General features: G+C 69.8%; 19 protein-coding genes and 1 pseudogene. 11 read left to right on the plus strand and 9 right to left on the minus strand.

Annotated elements, in window-relative coordinates; translation table 11 throughout:
• Positions 1–4 precede the first annotated feature (4 nt).
• The 4 genes from AC1DNG_RS17900 to AC1DNG_RS17915 all read right to left on the minus strand — a co-directional run bounded on the left by AC1DNG_RS17900 (position 5) and on the right by AC1DNG_RS17915 (position 3,988).
• The gene (locus tag AC1DNG_RS17900; protein WP_018775751.1) at positions 5–334 is read right to left on the minus strand and encodes a biotin/lipoyl-containing protein; all 330 of its coding nucleotides are present in this window, start codon (positions 332–334) and stop codon (positions 5–7) included.
• Positions 327–1,421 (minus strand): alpha-ketoacid dehydrogenase subunit beta, encoded by a 1,095-nt coding sequence (locus AC1DNG_RS17905; RefSeq protein ID WP_476887901.1) that lies wholly within the window; start codon positions 1,419–1,421, stop codon positions 327–329. The genes AC1DNG_RS17900 and AC1DNG_RS17905 overlap by 8 nt, the downstream gene beginning before the upstream one ends.
• Positions 1,414–2,451 carry a thiamine pyrophosphate-dependent enzyme gene (locus AC1DNG_RS17910; protein ID WP_476857496.1) on the minus strand — a complete coding sequence of 346 codons (1,038 nt, stop codon included), beginning with the start codon at positions 2,449–2,451 and terminating at the stop codon, positions 1,414–1,416. The genes AC1DNG_RS17905 and AC1DNG_RS17910 overlap by 8 nt, the downstream gene beginning before the upstream one ends.
• Positions 2,452–2,557: 106 nt before the next feature.
• Complete coding sequence (locus AC1DNG_RS17915; protein ID WP_476848877.1) at positions 2,558–3,988, minus strand: amino acid permease; 1,431 nt, start codon at positions 3,986–3,988, stop codon at positions 2,558–2,560.
• A 183-nt stretch (positions 3,989–4,171) separates the two neighbouring features.
• Between AC1DNG_RS17915 and AC1DNG_RS17920 the strand changes: the two genes are divergently transcribed.
• Positions 4,172–4,648 carry an Lrp/AsnC family transcriptional regulator gene (locus AC1DNG_RS17920; protein WP_028277521.1) on the plus strand — a complete coding sequence of 159 codons (477 nt, stop codon included), beginning with the start codon at positions 4,172–4,174 and terminating at the stop codon, positions 4,646–4,648.
• On the opposite strand, the gene AC1DNG_RS17925 is transcribed toward AC1DNG_RS17920, so the two are convergent.
• Entirely contained in the window at positions 4,645–5,319 is a 675-nt protein-coding gene (locus tag AC1DNG_RS17925) for a maleylpyruvate isomerase N-terminal domain-containing protein (protein ID WP_476887902.1), read from the minus strand. The two genes, AC1DNG_RS17920 and AC1DNG_RS17925, sit on opposite strands and share 4 nt — an antisense overlap.
• A gap of 217 nt (positions 5,320–5,536) precedes the next feature.
• On the opposite strand from AC1DNG_RS17925, the gene AC1DNG_RS17930 reads away from it, so the two are divergent.
• From AC1DNG_RS17930 to AC1DNG_RS17950, 5 genes are read left to right on the plus strand one after another with little or no spacing between them, the layout of a single operon-like run.
• On the plus strand, positions 5,537–6,253 hold the full coding sequence (locus tag AC1DNG_RS17930) for an NUDIX hydrolase (RefSeq protein WP_230012031.1): 717 nt from the start codon (positions 5,537–5,539) through the stop codon (positions 6,251–6,253).
• Positions 6,250–7,557: a quinolinate synthase NadA gene (gene nadA / locus AC1DNG_RS17935; RefSeq protein ID WP_476873164.1), complete on the plus strand. Its 1,308-nt coding sequence runs from the start codon at positions 6,250–6,252 to the stop codon at positions 7,555–7,557. Before AC1DNG_RS17930 ends, nadA begins: the two co-directional genes overlap by 4 nt.
• The gene (locus tag AC1DNG_RS17940; protein WP_476887903.1) at positions 7,554–9,404 is read left to right on the plus strand and encodes an L-aspartate oxidase; all 1,851 of its coding nucleotides are present in this window, start codon (positions 7,554–7,556) and stop codon (positions 9,402–9,404) included. Before nadA ends, AC1DNG_RS17940 begins: the two co-directional genes overlap by 4 nt.
• Positions 9,405–9,439: 35 nt before the next feature.
• Positions 9,440–10,366 carry a carboxylating nicotinate-nucleotide diphosphorylase gene (gene nadC / locus AC1DNG_RS17945; protein ID WP_223916164.1) on the plus strand — a complete coding sequence of 309 codons (927 nt, stop codon included), beginning with the start codon at positions 9,440–9,442 and terminating at the stop codon, positions 10,364–10,366.
• Between the two features lie 8 nt (positions 10,367–10,374).
• Positions 10,375–11,529 (plus strand): cysteine desulfurase family protein, encoded by a 1,155-nt coding sequence (locus tag AC1DNG_RS17950; protein WP_476887904.1) that lies wholly within the window; start codon positions 10,375–10,377, stop codon positions 11,527–11,529.
• Between the two features lie 80 nt (positions 11,530–11,609).
• On the opposite strand, the gene AC1DNG_RS17955 is transcribed toward AC1DNG_RS17950, so the two are convergent.
• Complete coding sequence (locus tag AC1DNG_RS17955) at positions 11,610–12,095, minus strand: GtrA family protein (protein WP_476857822.1); 486 nt, start codon at positions 12,093–12,095, stop codon at positions 11,610–11,612.
• Positions 12,096–12,099: 4 nt separating this feature from the next.
• Complete coding sequence (locus tag AC1DNG_RS17960; RefSeq protein WP_028277528.1) at positions 12,100–12,774, minus strand: DUF1684 domain-containing protein; 675 nt, start codon at positions 12,772–12,774, stop codon at positions 12,100–12,102.
• A 126-nt stretch (positions 12,775–12,900) separates the two neighbouring features.
• Between AC1DNG_RS17960 and AC1DNG_RS17965 the strand changes: the two genes are divergently transcribed.
• The 3 genes from AC1DNG_RS17965 to AC1DNG_RS17975 all read left to right on the plus strand — a co-directional run bounded on the left by AC1DNG_RS17965 (position 12,901) and on the right by AC1DNG_RS17975 (position 16,141).
• Positions 12,901–14,373 carry a M20/M25/M40 family metallo-hydrolase gene (locus AC1DNG_RS17965; protein WP_476887905.1) on the plus strand — a complete coding sequence of 491 codons (1,473 nt, stop codon included), beginning with the start codon at positions 12,901–12,903 and terminating at the stop codon, positions 14,371–14,373.
• 99 nt (positions 14,374–14,472) lie between these two features.
• The gene (locus AC1DNG_RS17970; protein WP_476887906.1) at positions 14,473–15,252 is read left to right on the plus strand and encodes a hypothetical protein; all 780 of its coding nucleotides are present in this window, start codon (positions 14,473–14,475) and stop codon (positions 15,250–15,252) included.
• An 85-nt stretch (positions 15,253–15,337) separates the two neighbouring features.
• Entirely contained in the window at positions 15,338–16,141 is an 804-nt protein-coding gene (locus AC1DNG_RS17975) for a transglutaminase-like domain-containing protein (protein ID WP_476887907.1), read from the plus strand.
• Between the two features lie 26 nt (positions 16,142–16,167).
• Here AC1DNG_RS17975 and AC1DNG_RS17980 read toward each other — a convergent pair whose 3' ends face one another.
• Together AC1DNG_RS17980 and AC1DNG_RS17985 are read right to left on the minus strand one after the other, a co-directional pair.
• On the minus strand, positions 16,168–16,629 hold the full coding sequence (locus AC1DNG_RS17980; protein WP_223916163.1) for a MarR family winged helix-turn-helix transcriptional regulator: 462 nt from the start codon (positions 16,627–16,629) through the stop codon (positions 16,168–16,170).
• Positions 16,629–17,753: an LLM class flavin-dependent oxidoreductase gene (locus tag AC1DNG_RS17985; protein WP_476887908.1), complete on the minus strand. Its 1,125-nt coding sequence runs from the start codon at positions 17,751–17,753 to the stop codon at positions 16,629–16,631. Before AC1DNG_RS17985 ends, AC1DNG_RS17980 begins: the two co-directional genes overlap by 1 nt.
• A gap of 277 nt (positions 17,754–18,030) precedes the next feature.
• Between AC1DNG_RS17985 and AC1DNG_RS17990 the strand changes: the two genes are divergently transcribed.
• Together AC1DNG_RS17990 and AC1DNG_RS17995 are read left to right on the plus strand one after the other, a co-directional pair.
• Positions 18,031–19,458: an MFS transporter gene (locus tag AC1DNG_RS17990; protein WP_476887909.1), complete on the plus strand. Its 1,428-nt coding sequence runs from the start codon at positions 18,031–18,033 to the stop codon at positions 19,456–19,458.
• A gap of 43 nt (positions 19,459–19,501) precedes the next feature.
• Positions 19,502–19,926: pseudogene (locus tag AC1DNG_RS17995) on the plus strand (aminopeptidase); the annotation flags it as partial.

The raw sequence follows: 19,926 nt of genomic DNA on the forward strand, positions 1-19,926 counted from the left end.
GCTCTCAGTCCTCATCAAGTACGGCGCTCAGGCGGACCCGGCGCTTAGGTGCCTCTTCCTTCGGGACCGTGCCCACGATGCCGGCGGTGTTGTCCGGCACCTCAAACACAATCAGGGGCTCGCCGACATTGATCTTGTCGCCGGGCCCGCCGTAGATACGCACTACCTTACCTGCCTGCGGGCTGGGCAATTCAACGGCCGACTTGGTGGTTTCGACCTCCACGAGCGGCTGGTTGCGCTCCACCTGCTCGCCCGGGGAAACCAGCCATTCCAGCACGGTGGCCTCGATCAGGCCCTCGCCGAGATCCGGGAGCGGGAAGGAAATTTCAGCCACGTTTGTACTCCAATACTCGCTGGATGCCGAAGAGGATCCGGTCAATGTTCGGGATGTATTCATCTTCCAGGTCGCCCGAGGGGTACGGGACGTCGAAGCCGGTGATGCGCTCCACCGGCGCCCTGAGGGTGTCGAAGCAGCTTTGCGTGATCAGCTGCGCCACTTCGGCGCCGAGGCCGGAGGTCAGCGGCGCCTCGTGGACGACGACGGCGCGGCGCGTCTTGCGCACGGAGGCGGCGAGGGCCTCGGCGTCGATCGGCTTGAGCCAGCGCAGGTCCAGGACCTCGATATCGATCCCGTCCTCGGCCGCGAGCTCCGCCACCTGCAGGCAGCGGGCCACCATGGCGCCCCAGGCGACCAGCGTGAGGTGGCGGCCTTCGCGCATCACCTTGGCGCCGGTGGGGGAGCCGTCGTCCGCATCGCAGTGCGCAAGGTCCACCTCACCCTTCTGCCAGTACCTCGACTTGGGCTCCATGAAGATCACCGGGTCCGGCCGCGTGGCGGCGTACTTGAGCAGGTGGTAGGCCTCATGCGGGTTCGACGGCGAGACCACCTTCAGGCCCGGTACGTGGGCGAAGAGCGCCTCCAGGCTTTCGCCGTGGTGTTCGGGGGCGCGGATGCCGCCGAAGCTGGGCACCCGCAGGGTGATGGGCATCGGCATGGTGCCCCGGCTGCGGTAGTTCATCCGGGCGATCTGGCAGACGATCTGGTTGATGGCAGGGTAGGCGAAGCCGTCGAACTGGACCTCGGGAATGGGGTGGAACCCGGCCATCGCCAGGCCCACGGACATGCCCAGGATGCCGGATTCCGCCAGCGGGGTGTCAAAGACGCGCTGCGCGCCGTGCCTGGCCTGCAGGCCGTCGGTGATGCGGAAGACGCCGCCGAGCCGGCCGCAGTCCTCGCCGAAGATGACGGCTTTGGGGTTGTCCGCGAGGACCTCGTCGAGGGCGCGGTTGAGTGCTTGCTGCATCGACATCACCGTGGTGGCGGGCTCGCTTCCTGCCGGGTTGGTGACAGTGTCGTCGCCGGTGTTGTCGGCAGTGTTGTCGCCTGCGGCGTCTACGTTTTCGAGAATCGAGTTAGACATGTTCGGACTCCTCGCGCCAGTTGGCGGCCTGGGCCTGCAGGGCAGGGGTGGTTTCCTGGAAGACCAGGTCAAACATTTCGGTGCCGGGCCGGGAGCCCAGGGCCTGGATGCCGGTACGGATCTGCTCCTCTTCGGCCTTGGCCGCGGCCAGCGCTTCGGCGAAGAACGCCTCGTCGGCGATGCCATCGGCCAGCAGCCGCTGCCGCAGCCGTTCGAGCGGGTCGGTGCCGGCGCTGTCGCGTTCCTCGTCGAGGGAGCGGTAGCGGCCCGGGTCATCGGACGTGGAGTGCGGGCCGCGGCGGTACGTCATGGCCTCGATGAGCACGGGGCCGTTGCCGGCGCGGGCGTGGGCGAAGGCGCGGCGGGTCGCCTCGAGGACCGCGACGACGTCGTCGCCGTCGATCTTCAGCGCGGGCATGCCGTAACCGGCGGCGCGGGCGGCGACGGAGCCGCCGGCCACCTGCCGTTCGGTGGGGACCGAGATGGCCCAGCCGTTGTTCTGGACGAAGAACACGACGGGCGCCTTCATCACGGCGGCGAAGTTCATCGCCTCGTGCACGTCGCCCTGGGAGGAGGCGCCGTCGCCGAAGTACGTCATTGCGACGCCGTCCTTTTTGTCCAGCGTCTGGCCGTGGGCCCAGCCGACGGCGTGCAGGACGGATCCGGCAACTACCGCCTGGATCGGGGCCAGCCGGGATTCCAGCGGGTTGTACAGGCCGCCGTGCCACGTGGCCTTGTGGGTGGACATGTAGGCCACCATGTCCACCCCCATGGTCCGGGCAACGCCCATTTCGCGGTAGGTGGGGAAGACGAAGTCCCGGGTGGTGTCCACGGCGTAGCCGCTGCCCACCTGGGCCGCTTCCTGGCCGAGTTCGGGGGCGTAGCCGGGGATGATGCCCTGCCGCTGCCAGGCGATGGCCGAGGTGTCGAGGTGCCGGACGGCCACCATGAGCGAATAGAGCTCGCGGAGTTCATCGGCTGTGAGCGGCCCGGCAGCGCTGCCGGAAGCCACGGGGAGAATTGTATCCATGCCTGTGACCCTAGTCACCGGCGGCGGGGTGGGCAATCAGCCTAGGCTGGGGTGCCCAGACTGCACACTTATGCCGCCCCGCGCGCCGGTGAGCTTGGCAATTTGTCTAGCGGCTGGGCTGTTCCGCCTGGTCGGCTTTTGCGCCGGCGGCGGCGGCGTTGCGGTTCCGGGTGATCCGGGCGCCGGTCCAGCACGCCACGGCGATGCCGGCCACCAGTACCAGGGTGCTGACCAGCTGCTTGCTGCTCTCAGGGCTGCTGAAGCCGACGGCGAAGATCAGTGCCAGGAGCACGAGCCCGAAGATCGTCAGCCCGGGGAAGCCCTTCATCCGCAGCGGCAGCGCCGTGCCGTCGCGGTCTGCCCGGCGGCGCAGGATCAGCTGGGACACCAGGGCCGAGCCCCACACAACGAGGCAGGTGGAACCGACCAGCTGGAACAGCGCCGGCAGGATCTGGTCGGGGAAGAGCAGTTCCAGGACGGCGGCCAGGAAGCCGAAGGCCACGGAGACGCTCACTGCCACGACCGGGACCCGGGCCGTGTTGAGCCTGGAGAGGAACTTGGGGGCTTCGCCGCGCTCAGAGAGCGAGTACACCATGCGGGACGCGCCGTAGAGGTTGGCGTTCAGGGCGGACAGCAGCGCGATAACGGCGACCAGGGTGATCGCGGCGCCGGCGCCGGGGATCCGGGCGACGTCGAGGACGCCGGCGAAGGGGGACTTCAGGGCCGCGGAGGTTGAGGGAAGGACGGCCGCGATGACGAATACCGAGCCGATGTAGAACACGAGGATCCGCCAGACGACGGTGCGGATCGCCTGGGCGACGCTGCGCTCCGGGTTTTCCGTCTCGGCCGCGGCCACGCTGACAATCTCGGTGCCGCCGAAGGCGAAGATGACGACGAAGAGTGCCGTTGCGATGCCGCCCAGGCCAGCCGGGGCGAAGCCGGATGTGAAGTTGCCGAGGCCAGGAGACGGGACGTCCGGCAGCAAGCCCAGCAGCAGGGCCCCGCCGATGGCCAGGAATATCACGATGGCAGCCACCTTGAGGATGGCGAACCAGAATTCGAACTCGCCGAAGTTCTTCACGCCCGCCAGGTTGATGGCGGTGAACAGGGCCATGAAGATCAGGGACAGTGCCCAGACGGGGATCACCGGCCACACCGTGAACAGGAGCCCGGCCGCGCCGAGGGCCTCGGCGGCGATGACCACCACGAGCTGCAGCCACCAGAGCCAGCCGACGGTGGCGCCCGCGGTCTTGCCCATGGCCTTTTGCGTGTACACGGAGAAGGCGCCGCTGTTGGGATTGGCCGCGGCCATCTCTCCGAGCGCCCACATCACCAGGATGATCAGGGTTCCGGCGACGAGGTAGGAGATCAGCACGGCCGGTCCCGCCGCCTGGATTCCTGCCCCCGAGCCGAGGAACAGGCCGGCGCCGATCGCGCTGCCCAGTCCCATCATGGTCAGCTGGCGTGGTTTCATGCTGTGCCCCAGGCTCGGGGCGGGAACCGCGGTGGGTAGCGTCGCGGTGGACTTCATCGTCATGGCGAACCTTCGTGTGGTTTGGATCTTTGCGTCCTTATGGGACCTATTGAATTTACCGGATTTGGGCCCGGCCCCCGGCCGCCGGGGCGCCTCCGCCGTGAGAGCATGGTGGCAGTTTGCTAACTGAATCGGGGCATCGGTGGCTGTTTGTCCGGCCCGGTCCCGCTTGGGAAGGAAGAATCAGTGGACGTTGATCCGCTTGATGCAAAGATTGTCCGATTTTTCACGGATTCCCCCCGGGCCTCGGTCCTGGAGGCCTCCCGGGTGCTGAAGGTTGCCCGCGCCACGGTGCAGTCGCGCCTGGACCGGATGCAGGACGCCGGCGTGATTGGCTCATGGGTGCCCCAGCCCGATCCGGCGCACTTTGGCTACCCCGTGGTGGCTTTCTGCTCCCTCACGATCAACCAGGACCTCGGGCACGACGCCGTCGTGGAGGCCCTGGCGCGGATCCCCGAGCTGATTGAGATCCATACCGTCTCCGGGAGCTCGGACCTCATGGCCCGGATAGCCGCCCGCTCCAATTCGGACCTCCAGCGCGTCCTCGATGCCATGATCGCCACCAGATCGGTCCTGCGCTCGTCCTCCGTGATCGTGCTCAATACGCACTTCCAGGGCCGCACCCTGCCGCTGCTGGAAGCCGCGGCCGCCGGCACGGGCTAGAGGACACTCAGGTTTTCGGGCAGGCTGGTCCGGCCGGTGAGCAAGAGCAGCAAATCACCGGCGGACGGCAACCGGGAGCCGATGGCTCCGGCGAGCTCCAGGGAGGCCGCGACCGCCGGGGCCAAGGCGGCGGGCGGCGGCAGGCCCAGGGCGCGCGCCAGATCCAGGGTGTGCACGGCCAGCTCGAAGGTCCGGGTCGGCAGGTAGTCGATGAGCGTCATTACTCCGGCCGGGGTGGCCACCAGGGCATCGTCGGGCGTGTTCCTGACGAGGGCCGTGACGCGTTGGACAAGCTCCCGCACGGCAGCGGCAGGGTCCTCGCCCAGCGCCTCCCCGGTTTCCCTGCCCCGCTGCGCAATCGCGGCGGGCGAGGTGGCGCCCCGGACGCCCAGGAAGTATTCCACCGGACCGGGCACCCGCGCCCCGGCGGCCGGGGTGGCGAGGTAGGTTTCCACGGTTGTCAGGGCCCGGCTCGTGTGGCCGGTCAGCGCCCGGACATCCCATTCACCCAGTGCCGGCCGCGACCACGCCTGGTGCGGTACCTGCCCGGCGAGCTCCATGAATGCCTGGGCCGCTCCCGCGTATCGGGCCCTGACCGCCTCTGCGCCCGCTGCCTCTGCGCCCGCTGCCTCTGCGCCCGTACCCTCCGGGTCCATGACTTCTCCGTCCATAGCCTCGATTAATACCGTTGCCGGCACCCGCGGACAAGCCCGGTCCGTGCGCCGCGGCATCCCGGTCCGGCCCATGTGACCCGAAACATTTTGCGCCCGGGCGGCGCGGCCGTATCATTAGTTCTAGTCAATGTGACTATAACTAATCCGGCGGTCGGGCCGGATCCAGCCGGGCAGTCCATTTCGGGACCCGCCCGGGACCTCAGAGGGCGGGTAGATCACCGTTTACACCACAGCAGCCAACGTCTCGGAGCGCCAGACCGCGCCGCCGTCGCTGGCCATCTCCACGGTGATCTTTGCGCTGCGTCCCAGCGAACGCTCCGGGCGGCCCACGCTGTGGATCCCGCTGGTGCGCCGGATCCGCGAACCTTTCAAGGGCCTCTGGGCGCTGCCGGGCGGCCCGCTCACGCACTCCGAGTCACTCCAGGACGCCGCCTCGCGGAACCTGCGCGAGACCACCGGGCTGGCCCCGAACTACCTCGAACAGCTCTACGCCTTTGGCGGGCTGCACCGCTCGCCCACCCAGCGCGTCGTCTCGATCGTGTACTGGGCACTCGTCCAGCCCACGGAGGCCGCGCTGGCCGACGAATCGGAGAACGTGCGCTGGTTCCGCGCCGACAGGCTGGACGGGCTGGCCTTCGACCACAACTCGATCGTCGACTACGCGCTGTGGCGGCTGCGCAACAAGATGGCCTACGGATCCATCGCCTACCACCTGCTGGGCGAGTACTTCACCCTCGCCCAGGTCCGGGAGGTCTACGAGGCCGTCCTGGACCGCGAACTCGATCCCGCCAACTTCCGCCGGCAGGTCAAGGCCACGCCGGAAATCGAAGAAACCGACCATTATCTGCAGGGCGGCAAGCACCGCCCGCCCCGCCTCTACCGCTTCACCGGCCGCCCAGGCCTCGACCCAGACAACAGGAGCACACCATGAGCAGCGTCAACACGGCAATCCAGCTGATCACGCGCGAGCAGGCCACTACTCTGGCACAGGGCACGGCCGCCTCCACCTGCAGCCCCGCGCTGGCCCGCGGGCCCTGGGACTACGACCTCGCCGAGGCCCTCGCCGGCGTGCCCGCCTACGGGCCGGGGGCCTCCTCCACCGACGTCGCACCGGCCTCCACTCCCCGGCAGGGCCAGCTCCCGGAAGAATACAAGCTCGCTTCCGACGCCGAGCTCGACGCCCGGATCCGCGCCGCCAAAGCGGCACTGGGGGACCGCGCCGTCGTGCTGGGGCACTTCTACCAGCGCGACGAAGTGATCGAATACGCCGACTTCGTGGGCGATTCGTTCCAGCTCGCCAACGCCGCCCTGACCCGGCCCGACGCTGAGGCCATCGTCTTCTGCGGCGTGCACTTCATGGCCGAGACGGCGGACATCCTGTCCCGCCCCCACCAGGCCGTGATCCTGCCCAACCTGGCCGCCGGCTGCTCGATGGCCGACATGGCGGACATCGACTCGGTCACCGAGTGCTGGGAACAGCTTGAGGAGGTCTTCGGCACCGAGCCCGACGCCGAGGGCCGGGTCCCTGTCATCCCGGTCACCTACATGAACTCCTCCGCCGCCCTCAAGGGCTTCTGCGGCGAGCGCGGCGGGATCGTCTGCACCTCCTCGAACGCCGCGACCGTGCTGGAATGGGCGTTCGAACGCGGCCAGCGCGTGCTGTTCTTCCCCGACCAGCACCTGGGCCGCAACACCGCGAAGGCCATGGGGGTGCCGCTGGAGCAGATGCCGATGTGGAACCCGCGCAAGGACCTCGGCGGCAACGACGAACAGGCCCTGCTCGATTCCCGGGTAATCCTCTGGCACGGCTTCTGTTCGGTCCACAAGCGCTTCAACGTGGGCCAGATCGAAAAGGCCCGCGCCGAGTTCCCCGGCGTGCAGGTGATCGTGCACCCGGAATGCCCCATGGAGGTGGTGGATGCCGCCGATTCCGCCGGGTCCACCGACTTCATCAAGAAGGCCATCGCTGCGGCCACGGAGCCCACCACGTTTGCGATCGGCACCGAGATCAACATGGTGAACCGGCTCGCCGCGGAATACCCGCAGCACACCATCTTCTGCCTCGACCCGGTGATCTGCCCCTGCTCCACGATGTACCGCATCCACCCCGGCTATCTCGCCTGGGTCCTGGAAGCGCTCGTCCGGGGCGAGGTGCTGAACCGCATCACCGTGGACGAGGACGTGGCCGCCCCGGCCAGGGTGGCCCTGGAACGCATGCTGGCGGCGCGGCCGTGACCAGGCGGCTCGTGATCGTCGGCAGCGGGATTGCTGGGCTCTACGCCGCGCTGCTCGCCACCGACGACGCCGCCACCGGCGGCCGTGACATCGAAGTGGTCCTCCTGAGCAAGGGGACGCTGGAGCAAAGCAACACCTTCTACGCCCAGGGCGGCATCTCGGCCGTGCTGGCCCCGGAGGATGCTGCCCCCGGGGACTCCGTGGCAGCGCACATCGCGGACACGCTCGCCGCCGGTGCCGGGCTCAACGACCCCGAGGCAGTCCGGATCCTGTGCACGGAGGCTGTCCGGGACATCGCCGGCCTGGGCCGCTACGGCGTGCACTTCGACGCAGCTCCCGACGGCGGACCGGCCCTGGGCCTGGAAGCGGCACACTCGGCCCCGCGCATCCTGCACGCCGGCGGGGACGCGACGGGCGCCTGCATCGCCCGCGGGCTCGTCGCCGCCGTCCTCGAACGCGCCGTCCTGGACCGCGCCGGCCACGGCCGGCTCCGGGTGGAGACCAGCGCGTTCGTCACCGGGCTCCTGACCGAACCTGGTGTCCGCCCGGAAGCTCCGTCACAGCCCGGCAGCGCACCCCCGACGCCGGCCCGGGTCACCGGCGTGGCCTACCTGGCTGGCGGACGGCCCCAGGCGCTGGCCGCCGACGCCGTCCTGCTCACCACCGGCGGTGCGGGCCGGCTCTTTGCCCGCACCAGCAACCCCGCCGTCGCCACCGCCGACGGCCTGGCCCTGGCCTGGCGTGCCGGCGCCGCGGTGCGGGACCTCGAGTTCTTCCAGTTCCACCCCACCACCCTTGCCGCCGGGGAGATTCCGGGCGGGCCGCCGGCCCTGCTCATCTCCGAAGCGGTCCGCGGCGAGGGCGCGGTGCTGCTGGATGCCGCGGGATACCGCTTCATGCCCGACTACCACCCCGACGCCGAACTGGCCCCCCGCGACGTCGTCTCCCGCAGCATCGCCCTGCACCTGGCCGCCACCGGGGCCGCGCCGGACAGCCCGGTCTACCTGGACGCCCGCGGCATCGAGGCAGAGCGGGGCGCGGGCTTCCTGGCCCGGCGGTTCCCGACCATCACGGCGGCCACCCTCGCCGCAGGGTACGACTGGACCACGGAGACCGTACCCGTGTCCCCGGCTGCCCACTACTGGATGGGTGGCGTGTGCACCGACCTGTGGGGCCGCACGTCGGTACCGGGCCTGTATGCCGCCGGCGAGGTGGCCCGCACGGGCGCCCAAGGGGCCAACCGGCTGGCGAGCAACTCGCTGCTGGAGGGCCTGGTGTTCGGCCGCCGGGCGGTCGAGGACTTCCTGCGCGCCGACCCGTCGCACGACACCACTGCTCCGCGTGCTCCCCACGATCCCCACGATCCCCCTAGCCTCGCAAGCTCGGCCAGGGAACCCGGATCGTGTGGGCCCACGGCCGCGGGCGGCCTCCCCTTGACGCACGCTTCCGCAGCGCCGTCGCACGACTTCACGTCAGGGGAGGACACTTTAGCGAGCGTGTCCGAAGATTTTGTGAAGTCGGTATCCGCGTACGGGGTTTTCTCGCGCGACGCTCTTCGGCGGTTGATGACGGCGGACGCCGGGGTAATGCGCAGCGGGGAGCAACTGCGGGAGGCGGAGACCGTGCTTGCGGCCTGGGACGCCGTTGTCCATTCTGAGACCGCTCCCGATGCCGGCCACAGTGACTGGCTCTGCCAGGATGCCCATGAGGACCGGAACCTGCTCCTCGCGGCCCGCCTGCTTGTGGCGGCTGCCCTGAACCGCACGCAGTCCGTCGGAGCCCACTACCGGGCGGACACGGACGACGCCTCAGCCCTCACCCATTCCATGCAAAGGATTTCCTCGTGACCACCACTGCCCACGCAACCGCTGCCCCGGAAACCCTGCCCTCCCGCACCGCGGCGCTCGCCGGGAGCCTGCCCGAGGCTGCCGTCCTGGCCGTCCTCCGCGCGGCGTTGCAGGAGGACGCCCCGTACGGGGACGTCACTTCCCAGACGCTCATCCCGGCGCAGGCGCGGGCCACCGCGGTGCTCAACGCCCGCGTTCCCGGGGTGCTGAGCGGCGGGGAGGTCTTCGCCGCGGCGATGCGGCTGACCGACCCGGGCGCCGTCGTCGAACTGCTGGTCCACGACGGCGAGGCCTTCGCCGCCGGAACCGCCCTGGCCCGCGTGACCGGGAACGCCCGCGCCGTGCTGCTGGCCGAACGCGTCGCACTGAACCTGGTCCAGCGGATGAGCGCCATCGCCACCAAAACGGCCGAGTTCGTGGCGCTCGTGGCCGGCACCCGGGCCCGGATCACCGATACCCGAAAGACCACGCCGGGGCTGCGGGTGCTCGAACGCTACGCCGTCCGCTGCGGCGGCGGCGCCAACCACCGCTTCAGCCTCTCCGACGCCGTCCTGGCCAAGGACAACCACCTGGCCGTCCTCACCGGCGGCGATCCGGCGAAGCTGACCGCAGTGCTCCGCGGCGCCAAGGCCCAGCTCGGCCACACAACACACTTCGAAGTGGAGGTGGACACCATGGAGCAGATCGAGCCCGTCCTGGCCGCCGGGGTGGACACCATCATGCTGGACAACTTCTCCCTGGCCGAGCTCGCGGCCGGCGTCGGGCTGGTGGGCGGCCGGGCCCGCGTCGAGGCCAGCGGCAACGTCAACCTCGCCACCGTGGCGGACATCGCGGCCACCGGGGTGGACGTCATCTCGATCGGCGCCCTGACGCACAGTGTCACGGCACTGGACCTCGGCCTGGACATTGAGCTTGACGTCGAGCCGGCCGTCGACTCAGGCGCCGGCCCGGCGGCCGGCTGAGGCGCGCCATGATCTTCCTCGACGCCGCGGCCACCACCCCGGTCCGCCGCGAGGTGCTGGAGGCCATGTGGCCGTACCTCACGGGCGAATTCGGCAACCCGTCAAGCCATCACTCCCTGGGTGAGGCGGCTGCCGCGGCGCTCGCAGGGGCCCGCGCCGCAACCGCCAGGGCCCTCGGCTGCCGCCCCGGGGAAGTCGTCTTCACCTCCGGCGGCACGGAAGCGGACAACCTCGCCGTCAAGGGCATTGCCCTGGCCCGGCGCGCCGCCGATCCGCGCCTGGACCGGGTGGCGATCAGCGCCGTCGAGCATTCCGCGGTGGAAGAATCCGCCAGGTACCTTGAACGGGTCCACGGGTTCGCCGTCGACGTGATCCCCGTGGACCGCTTCGGGCAGGTGAGCGAAGAGGCCCTCGCCGCCGTGCTGCAGCCCGGCACGGCCCTGGTCAGCATCATGTACGCCAACAACGAGGTCGGCACGGTCCAGCCCATCGCCCGGCTCGCGGCGCTGGCCCATGCCCACGGGGTCCCGTTCCACACCGACGCCGTCCAGGCCGCCGGCTGGCTGCCGCTGGACACCGGCGCACTGGGCGTGGACGCGCTGAGCATTTCCGGCCACAAGCTGGGCGCGCCCAAAGGCAGCGGCGCGCTGTTTGTGCGCGGCCGGGTCCGGCTTGAACCGCTGGTCCACGGCGGCGGGCAGGAACGGGGCCGCCGGTCGGGCACGGAGAACGTCGCCGGGGCCGTGGCGCTGGCGACGGCACTGGCGCTGCCGCGGGAACCGGCCGGGCACGTCGCTGCCCTCCGCGACGGGTTCATTGACGCCGTGCTGGCCGGTGTTCCCGGCGCACTGCTCACCGGCCACCCCACCGAGCGGCTGCCCTCGGTGGCATCCTTCTGCTTCCCGGGCACCAGCGGCGAGTCCGTGCTGCTGGAGCTCGAACGCCAGGGCATCATCTGCTCCAGCGGTTCCGCGTGCGCCGCCGGCTCGGATGCGCCCTCGCCGGTGCTGCTGGCCCTGGGCATCGAGCCCGAGATCGCCCAGACGGCGGTGCGGTTCAGCTTTGACTCGACCGTGACGGCAGCGCAGTTGCAGGAGGCGGCGGCCGCGGTCCGCACCGCCGTCGCCGGCGTCCGCTCCCTCGGGACCCCCTCCACCGGTTGAGCTGTCACTAAATGTCTTTATCGGGCCTCCATAGCGGCTTGAACTGATAGCTCAACCCGGGGTGAGGGCCCCGGGCGACGTCAGCGGTGGCGGGCGCGGCGGAAGATCCAGTGCCGCAGCATCGTGAACCGCACGGCGGTGGCGGCGAAACCGGAGAGGGTGGTGGTCCACAGCTCCTCGGCCACGGTGGCGTCCGGGTTGACCCAGTGCAGGACGGCGAGGCTGCCGCCGGTGATCAGCAGCGCGACGACGATCACGATCAGGCCGTTGAGGTGGTCGCGCTTCATCCGGCGGCGTTCGGTGATCTTGAACGTCAGGCGCCGGTTGAGGGCGGTATTCATGAACGACGTCAGGATCAGGGCCGCCGCGTTGGCCGGTTGGGCCCCAAGCCAGGGCCGGGAGAGGGCGTACAGGGCCAGGGAGGTCAGGGTGCAGACAATGCCGACGCCGGTGAACCGGATGAGCTGCCGGACCACGGGGTAACGGAGGACTCCACGGTACCGGCGGGTCTTCGGCCCGAGGACGACGGCGGGGGCAGGGTCAAGCTGTTCGAGCTGGGACTCCATCCGCTCAGTACAGCTCGCCCACGGGGATGTCCACGGCCAGCCGGTTTGCCGGGCCCGCCAGCGGACATGCCCAGGCCTCGTTGTAGGCGCACGAGGGGTTGTAGGCGAAATTGAAGTCCAGGATGAATTCGGCCTGGGGCCCGGAGCCGCGCACGCCGTGGAAAGCTCCCTTGATGGTGTCCAGGAGGTAGCGTCCAGCGCCGTAACTGCCGCCGGGCTGGCCTGCGGTGGCGTCACGGAACGGCACGAAGATGCCCCCGCCGTAGCCCCTGAGCTTCCAGACCGCGAGCTGTCCCATCTCGGGCAGGTCGAAGGTGCCCAGCCGCACAAACCGGACCAGGCCGTCGGTCCCGGTCTCTACGTTCATCTCCCGCCCGGCGCCCTCGGGGGTCAGCGGGACGTGGAAACGGTAGATCGGATCGTAGTCCGCCGTCTTCAGGCCGCCGAAAGTGGCCTTGGCCTCGGCCGTCAGCGCGGAGGCCGGATGGGTGCCGAACATGCGGTCCCGCTCCTGGCGCCAGTAGGAATGCGCCTCGGCCGGGCTGTCCGCGGCAATCTTTCGCGTGGTGGCGTAGAGGGCAAAGGTCCGCAGCCGCCAGTCCGCGATATCGAGGGCCGACATGCCTGCCACGTCGCCCAGATCCCCAAAGTGCGTTCCGTCAATGCTCTGTTCGGCCATGCCCCCAGCGTATCCGCTTTCGCGGGGCCGAAATTTGTGCGCCGAAATTGTGCCCCGGATCCCGGGGCCGGACCCGCGCGCCGAATGGCCCGTTCCGGCGGACCCTCCGGCCGTAGACTTTCGCGCATGCGCAACCCCCTGCAGAACGCGGCCGCCGGCAATACCCTCAAGAGCCCCGGCGGAACACCGGGCGGCCCCGGGCACCCGCCGGGCGCCGGGCGCGCGGCGGCGTCGCTGGCGGAGCTCGTGACGTACCGGACCGTGTCCATCCGGGCCGCGGGGTCCTCCCATGCCGGGTCCTCCCGGTCCGGGTCCTCCCATGCCGGGGCCGGGGTGGAAACAGCCGAGTTCGAGGCCTTCATTGCGGCGCTGCCCCGGTTGTATCCGGCGGTCCATGCTGCCCTGGAACTGGAGCGGGTCAACGGCCACGCCCTCCTGTACCGCTGGCCCGGCGCCGCACCAGCGGAGGACCCAGCGGCCGTGCACCGTGCGTCGGTGCTGATGGCGCACTACGACGTCGTCCCGGCAGACGACCCGGGGGAGTGGACACACCCGCCGTTCTCCGGCCACAACGACGGCACGTTCCTCTGGGGCCGCGGGACGCTCGATGACAAGGGCCAGCTCGTGGCCATCCTGGAAGCGGCCGAGAGCCTGCTGCTGGCGGGGTATGCGCCCGCGCACGACCTCTACTTCTCGTTCGGCAACAACGAGGAGACGGCCGGCAACAGCGCGGCGGCCGCCGCGGACCTGCTGGCCGGCCGCGGCGTGGTGCCCTGGCTCGTGCTGGACGAGGGCGGTGCCGTCGCGGGCGGCGCCTTCCCGGGGGTGAGCCGGCCGGCCGCCGTCGTCGGCGTGGCCGAAAAGGGAATCCTGGACGTGGAGCTGCTGACCCGGGACCCGGGCGGACACGCCTCCACGCCGCCGCGGATGGGGGCGACGGCGCGGCTGGCCCGCGCCATCACCCGGATCGAGCGCAGCCCGTTCCCGCAGTCGCTGCCGGAGGTGACCGCCGAGATGCTGCGCCGCTTCGGCCCGCACACCCCGCCACCGCTGCGGGCCGTGTTCGCGAACGTGGCACTGCTCCGGGCGCCGATCACCTGGCTCTTCGGCCGGCTCGGCAGCGAGACCAACGCCATGACCCGAACCACCGTCGCCATCACCACGCTCGAAGGCAGCTCCGGGGCCAACGTCCTCGCCGCCACGGCGAAGGCCAACGCCAACATCAGGGTGGCGGTGGGGGAGACGGTCGAGGGCACCATGGCACTGCTGCGGAAAATCATCCGCGACCCGAAAGTCGAACTGCGCGTCGTGGAGGGCAACGACCCGTCTCCGGTGTCGCCGTCCTCGGGGGCCCAGTGGGACCTGCTGGCGGACTGCATCGGGCAGGTCTTCCCCGAGGCGATCATCACCCCCTACATCATGATGGGCGGCACCGACTCGCGCCGTTTCACCGGGATCTGCGGTGCCGTGTACCGCTTCGCGCCCTTCTTCATGGACGTCCGGGCCCGCGGCTCTATCCACGCCGTTGACGAAAAGATCGGGCTGGAGACGCTGGAGCAGGGGGTCCGGTTCTACGAAACACTGATGCGGGAGCTCTGAGTCATGCGGCGTCCCGGCTACGCTGGCACCATGACAGGGACGGCCCCTTCTTCAGCAGGCACCGCTTCTTCAGCAGGCACTGCAGGAATCCGGTGCGCTGTGCTGCGCACCGGCGCGGTGCTCGCGGTCGCGGCGGCAGCCCTTTCGGGCTGCAGCAGCGACGGCAAGGGGACGCCGGTCTGGACCGCGGGCAGCAGCGCGGCGGACAGTGCGGGTCCCGGTGCGAGTGAGAGTGCGACGCCGTCTGCCACCACTGGTGCCGCCGCCTCGGCCAGCGTTTCCCCCAGCGCGGGCTCGAGCGCAGCGGCCTGGAAGGTCTTTACCGACCCGGCAAAGTCCGTCAGTTTTGAGGTGCCGCAGGACTGGATTGTCCAGTCCGTAGCTCCCGACGCCGGTGCGCTGCCCGGGGCGCTGAAGATCACCGTCAAGGACGCCGGCGGCGCTTACCTGGCCACCTTGCAGACCGGCCTGCCCCCGCATCCGGCCGCGGCCTGCCCGGACGACGCTGCACGCAACTACGTCGTGGTCAGCAGCGTGCCGGTTGACCTGCCGCACGCCGGCGGCGGGGGAACCATTGACCCGCACGTGGTGTTCCGGGTGATCCAGGGCTACAAGTACTTCGGCTCCTACGGCATCACCAACGTGGCGGGCGGCGCCGGCGGCAGGAGCTGCGCGTTGCAGAACGTGGTCCGTGGCCCGGCCGGCAAGGGGGACTATTCGTTCGGGGACCTGACAGTGCTCAAAGCGTTGGCGCCGGACCAGAAGGTTGCCCCCGCCAAGGCCTTCGACACTCTCGACCAGGCGGCCAAGTACGTCAATGAGGGGTCCGAATTCGCGAACCTCCAGCGGATGCTAATGTCTCTGAAGATCAAAAACTAGTCCCGCCCGCCCCGCACATCCCCGGGCCGTTGACGGCGGCTTCCCCTGCACCCACCTCAATCCCACATCCCGGAGACAGAGATACATGGAACGCGCCGTAGCCGCCCGCATGGCCTTCAAGACCGTTGCCGAAACCAAGGTGGCTCTCGCCGTGGCGGTGGCCCGGAACGCCGGCTACGACTCGATTGAAGAATCGCTCAGGGTGACCGCGGGAGGCGGGGACGTGCCGCTGACCGAGCTCTCGGACCATCACGGCGGCCGCTTCCACTACATGGAATTCGCCGAACCCACCGAAGTCCTGGTTGAGTATTCGGCCACCGTCACCGGCTTCGCGCTGCCCGAGGAACCCGGGCTCATGGAACTGATCCGCTATGTCAGGCCCAGCCGCTACGCGGAATCAGACCGGCTGTTGCCCACCGCCTATGCCGAATTCGGCGGGCTCCAGGGCGAGGAGCTACTCCACGCCGTCCGGGACTGGGTTTTCAACGAGCTGCGCTACGTCAGCGGATCCTCGCGGGGGACCGACGGCGCGGTCGAAACACTGCTGCACCGCCGCGGCGTCTGCCGGGACTTTGCCCACCTCGCCATTGCCCTGCTGCGTTCCAAGAACGTCCCGGCCCGGCTGGCCGCCGTCTACGCCCCGGGACTGACCCCGATGGACTTCCACGCCGTGGCCGAGGCGCACATCAACGGCGCCTGGCACGTCATCGACCCCACGGGGCTGGCGCCACGGGAGAGCATGCTGCGGATCACGGCAGGACGCGATTCCTCGGACACCGCCTTCCTGTCCACCGTGGGCGGCAGCCTGTCCCTGAAGGAACTCAGCGTCACCGCCGTCGTCGATGACCTGCCGCAGGAAGACCCGGCGCAGCTCGTCGCGATCCACTAGGCAGCGCACGGCCTCACGGCACGGTCTTAGCGCACGGAGACAGCGGCGCGGAGCTTCTCGGTCAGCCGCAGCAGCTCCTGCTGTTCGGCCGCGGAGAGGGCCGGGCCCACGAGCGCGGCGATGTCGCGCACGTGTTCCCGGCCGATCTGCTTCTGCAGGTCCCGTCCGGCATCGGTGAGCCGGATGAGGATCCCGCGTCCGTCCTCCGGGGCTGGAGTCCGTTCAACGAGCCCGCGCTTCCCGAGCCGCTCCACCAGCCGGCTCAGGCTGGACTGGCTCAGCAGCACGTTGTCGTTGAGTTCGTTCAGGCGCAGCCACCCGGAGGGGCAGCGGGAGAGCGTAAACAGGACGTCGTACTCATTGAGCGCCAGGGCTTTGAATGCCGGCGCCGCCTGCAGCTTGCGCATCACCGCCACCTGGGCCCGGAACAGGGACTCCCAGGTTTCCGCGGCCAGGCGTACCGGCGATTCGGTAGTCTTGGCGGGCATCATGAGCCCTGAACGGTGGTCTCTGCCGCGGCGGCGTCGGCGGCGCCCGCTGCCAGTGCGGCCGCCACCCGGCCGGCGTGCGTCGGCGGTTCGGGAACGTGTGCCGGCTTGAGCGCGGCATATTCCTTGCGCAGCACCGGCAGCACTTCCTCGCCGAACAGGTCCAGCTGTTCCAGGACGGTCTTCAGCGGCAGGCCGGCGTGGTCGATCAGGAAGAGCTGGCGCTGGTAGTCGCCGAAGTACTCCCTGAACGTCAGGGTCTTTTCGATCACTTCCTGCGGGCTGCCGACGGTCAACGGGGTCTGGGACGTGAAGTCCTCCAGCGAGGGGCCGTGGCCGTAGACCGGGGCGTTGTCGAAGTAGGGGCGGAACTCCTTGACGGCGTCCTGGGAGTTCTTCCGCATGAAGAACTGGCCGCCGAGGCCCACAATCGCCTGGTCCGCCTTGCCGTGGCCGTAGTGCTCATAGCGTTCGCGGTAGAGGCCGATCAGCTGCTGGTAGTGCTCCTTGGGCCAGAAGATGTTGTTGGCGAAGAAGCCGTCACCGTAGTACGCCGCCACTTCGGCGATCTGCGGCGTGCGGATCGAGCCGTGCCACACGAAGGGGGCGACGCCGTCGAGCGGGCGGGGGGTGGAAGTGAAGTTCTGCAACGGGGTGCGGTGCTTGCCGGACCAGTTGACGGTGTCCTCGTCCCAGAGGCGGCGCAGCAGGGAGTAGTTCTCGATCGCGAGTTCGATCCCGTCCTGGATGTTCTTGCCGAACCAGGGGTAGACGGGGGCGGTGTTGCCGCGGCCCAGGACCAGGTCCACGCGTCCGTCCGCGAGGTGCTGGAGCATCGCGAAGTCCTCTGCGATCTTCACGGGGTCGTTCGTGGTGATCAGGGTCGTGGCCGTGGACAGGATGATGCGCTCGGTCTGGGCCGCGATGTACGCCAGCGTGGTGGTGGGGGAGGACGAGAAGAACGGCCGGTTATGGTGCTCGCCGATGGCGTAGACATCCATGCCGATCTCTTCGACCTTCTTGGCGATCGCCACGGACGCCTTGATGCGCTCGTGCTCAGTCGGGGTGCGGCCCGTGGTGGGGTCGGTAGTGATGTCGCTGACGCTGAATACGCCGATCTGCATGGTGTGCCTTTCCGTGGCCGGGGTGGATCCGGGATCTGTTTCTACTATAGCCGATTTAGATGCGTTTGCATCTATCGACCGGTATAACGCCCGGCGTGGACGAATATTCCCGCGCCGTTCCGGCCGGGTTTGCCGCCCCGTCTTCCCGGCCGCGTTGCCGGCCGCGTTCCCGCCTTCGGCGACGGCGCGGGCCTAGGATGCAATCAATCGGCTGGCCGCGAGGTGCCCGCCCTCCCGGAAGGCCGCCATGCGCCGTGTTGTAGCTTTTCTGTGTCTGGTGGAGCTCACCAGTGGAGTCCTGCAGGGCTATTACACGCCCATCCTCACCGATATCGCCCGGCACCTGGGGATCCACGACGCCGACGTCAACTGGTTCGAGGCCGCGCAACTCATGGTCAGCGCCCTCGCCGTGCCGGTGCTGGCCAAGCTGGGGGACATGTACGGGCACAAGAGGATCCTGCTGGTTTCCACGCTGGTCACCGCCACGGCCTCCTGGGGCGTCGCGCTCGCCCCGGACTTCTGGACCTTCCTGGCCGCGTGGTCGTTCCAGGGTTTCTACGTGGTCTGGCTGCCCCTGGAAATTGCCCTGATCTTCAGCCGCGTCCATCAGCTGCCCGACGGCGCCGCCCGCACGCGGCGCGCGGCCGGCTTCCTCGTCGGGGCGCTGGAAGCCGGTGTCATCGCCGGGGCGCTCGCCGCCGGTGCGCTCGTGGAAGTGTTCGCGGGCCAGCTGCAGCTGGTGCTCCTGGTCCCCGCGGTGGCCGTCTCCGCATGCTGGTTCGCCGTCAGGTTTGGCGTGCCGGAGTCGCGGGAGCGCAGCGGCGGACGCGTGGACACCCGCGGCTTCACGCTCCTCGCCCTCGGGCTGCTGCTTATCACGTCCGGGCTGACCTTCATGCGCCTCAATGGCGCCGGTGCGTGGTGGCCGTGGGCGCTGGTGGGAGCCGGAGTTCTGGTGTTCGTTCCGTTCGCGCGGTTCGAGCTGCGCGCGGCCGATCCGCTCGTCGACCTCCGAATGCTGCGGGGTAAGTCCATGTGGCCCGTCCAGCTGACCGCCGGGCTCTTTGGCGTCTCGGTGCTCGGCGCGCAGGCCCCGCTGTCCACTTTCGCCCGGACGGATCCCGCGCTGCACGGCTACGGCCTCGGGCTGCGCGCCGGGCAGGTCTCCATCATCATCGGGGTCTACGTGCTGGCGCTGCTGGTGGGCGCGCTGCTGTACCCAGTGGTGACCCGCCGGCTCACCCCGCGCTGGACCCTCGTGGGCGCCGCCACGCTCGTGGGCCTGGGCTACCTGCTGTTCCTGCCGTTCCACGGCAGTCTCGCCCAAGCGCTGGCCAACATGGCGATCGCCGGTGTCGGCTCCGGGGCCCTCGTGGCGGCGCTGCCTTCGGCGGCCGCCGCGGCCGCGCCCCTCAACCGGACCGCGATGGCCACGGGTTTGACCAACACCACCAAGACCATCGGCGGAGCCTTCGCGTCCGCGGTGTTCGGCATCGCCCTGGTCAGCCACGTCCTGGCCGAGGCCGGGGCCGGCGCGGGGGACGCCGGTCAGACCGCGGCGCCGCTCGCTGGCTACCTCACGGTATGGACCATCTGCGGAGTCACCGGGCTTGCCGCCGCTGCCGCGCTGGTGGTGGTGCCCCGTCTGGCCTTCTCCGACCCGGCGGCCGTGGCCGCCGCACCGCTTAGGGCCGGCTCGCACTAGGGGTGGCCTTCCTCCCCGGCGACTGAGGAAGTATGTTCTTAGCGTGACGGGTACGCGGAGGTACGAGCGGGGGCGCGCGGCGGCCGCGGCTGTCCTGGTGGCAATCAGCCTTTTGGTTTCGGGATGTTCGGCACCCACCGTGCTGGCCCCGGCGAGCACGGTGGATGCGCGCGCGGTGCTGGCGGCGTTCGAGTCCCGGGACGTGGTGGGGCACCTGCAGGCGCTGCAGCGGGTGGCCGATGCCAACGGCGGGAACCGGGCCTCGGGGACCTCGGGGTATGAGGAGTCGGCCCGCTACGTCGAGGAGCAGCTGCGCGCGGCCGGGTATGAACCGGTGCGGCAGAGCTTCACGTTCAAAGAGGACGGCCGGCGCGGCAAGACGGTGGAGTCCTTCAACATCCTCGCCGACACGGGTGGCGATGCCGGGCACACCGTGGTGGTGGGTGCGCACCTGGACTCCGTGCAGGA

It is taken from the genome of Arthrobacter sp. 01T425 (genome assembly GCF_056398725.1).

Coding starts and splice junctions, on each gene's coding strand:
- AC1DNG_RS17905 (WP_476887901.1), bottom strand. CDS start 1,421: ATGTCTAACTCGATTCTCGAAAACGTAGACGCCGCAGGCGACAACACT.
- AC1DNG_RS17910 (WP_476857496.1), bottom strand. CDS start 2,451: ATGGATACAATTCTCCCCGTGGCTTCCGGCAGCGCTGCCGGGCCGCTC.
- AC1DNG_RS17915 (WP_476848877.1), bottom strand. CDS start 3,988: ATGACGATGAAGTCCACCGCGACGCTACCCACCGCGGTTCCCGCCCCG.
- AC1DNG_RS17925 (WP_476887902.1), bottom strand. CDS start 5,319: ATGGACGGAGAAGTCATGGACCCGGAGGGTACGGGCGCAGAGGCAGCG.
- nadA (WP_476873164.1), top strand. CDS start 6,250: ATGAGCAGCGTCAACACGGCAATCCAGCTGATCACGCGCGAGCAGGCC.
- AC1DNG_RS17950 (WP_476887904.1), top strand. CDS start 10,375: ATGATCTTCCTCGACGCCGCGGCCACCACCCCGGTCCGCCGCGAGGTG.
- AC1DNG_RS17955 (WP_476857822.1), bottom strand. CDS start 12,095: ATGGAGTCCCAGCTCGAACAGCTTGACCCTGCCCCCGCCGTCGTCCTC.
- AC1DNG_RS17960 (WP_028277528.1), bottom strand. CDS start 12,774: ATGGCCGAACAGAGCATTGACGGAACGCACTTTGGGGATCTGGGCGAC.
- AC1DNG_RS17965 (WP_476887905.1), top strand. CDS start 12,901: ATGCGCAACCCCCTGCAGAACGCGGCCGCCGGCAATACCCTCAAGAGC.
- AC1DNG_RS17975 (WP_476887907.1), top strand. CDS start 15,338: ATGGAACGCGCCGTAGCCGCCCGCATGGCCTTCAAGACCGTTGCCGAA.
- AC1DNG_RS17980 (WP_223916163.1), bottom strand. CDS start 16,629: ATGCCCGCCAAGACTACCGAATCGCCGGTACGCCTGGCCGCGGAAACC.
- AC1DNG_RS17985 (WP_476887908.1), bottom strand. CDS start 17,753: ATGCAGATCGGCGTATTCAGCGTCAGCGACATCACTACCGACCCCACC.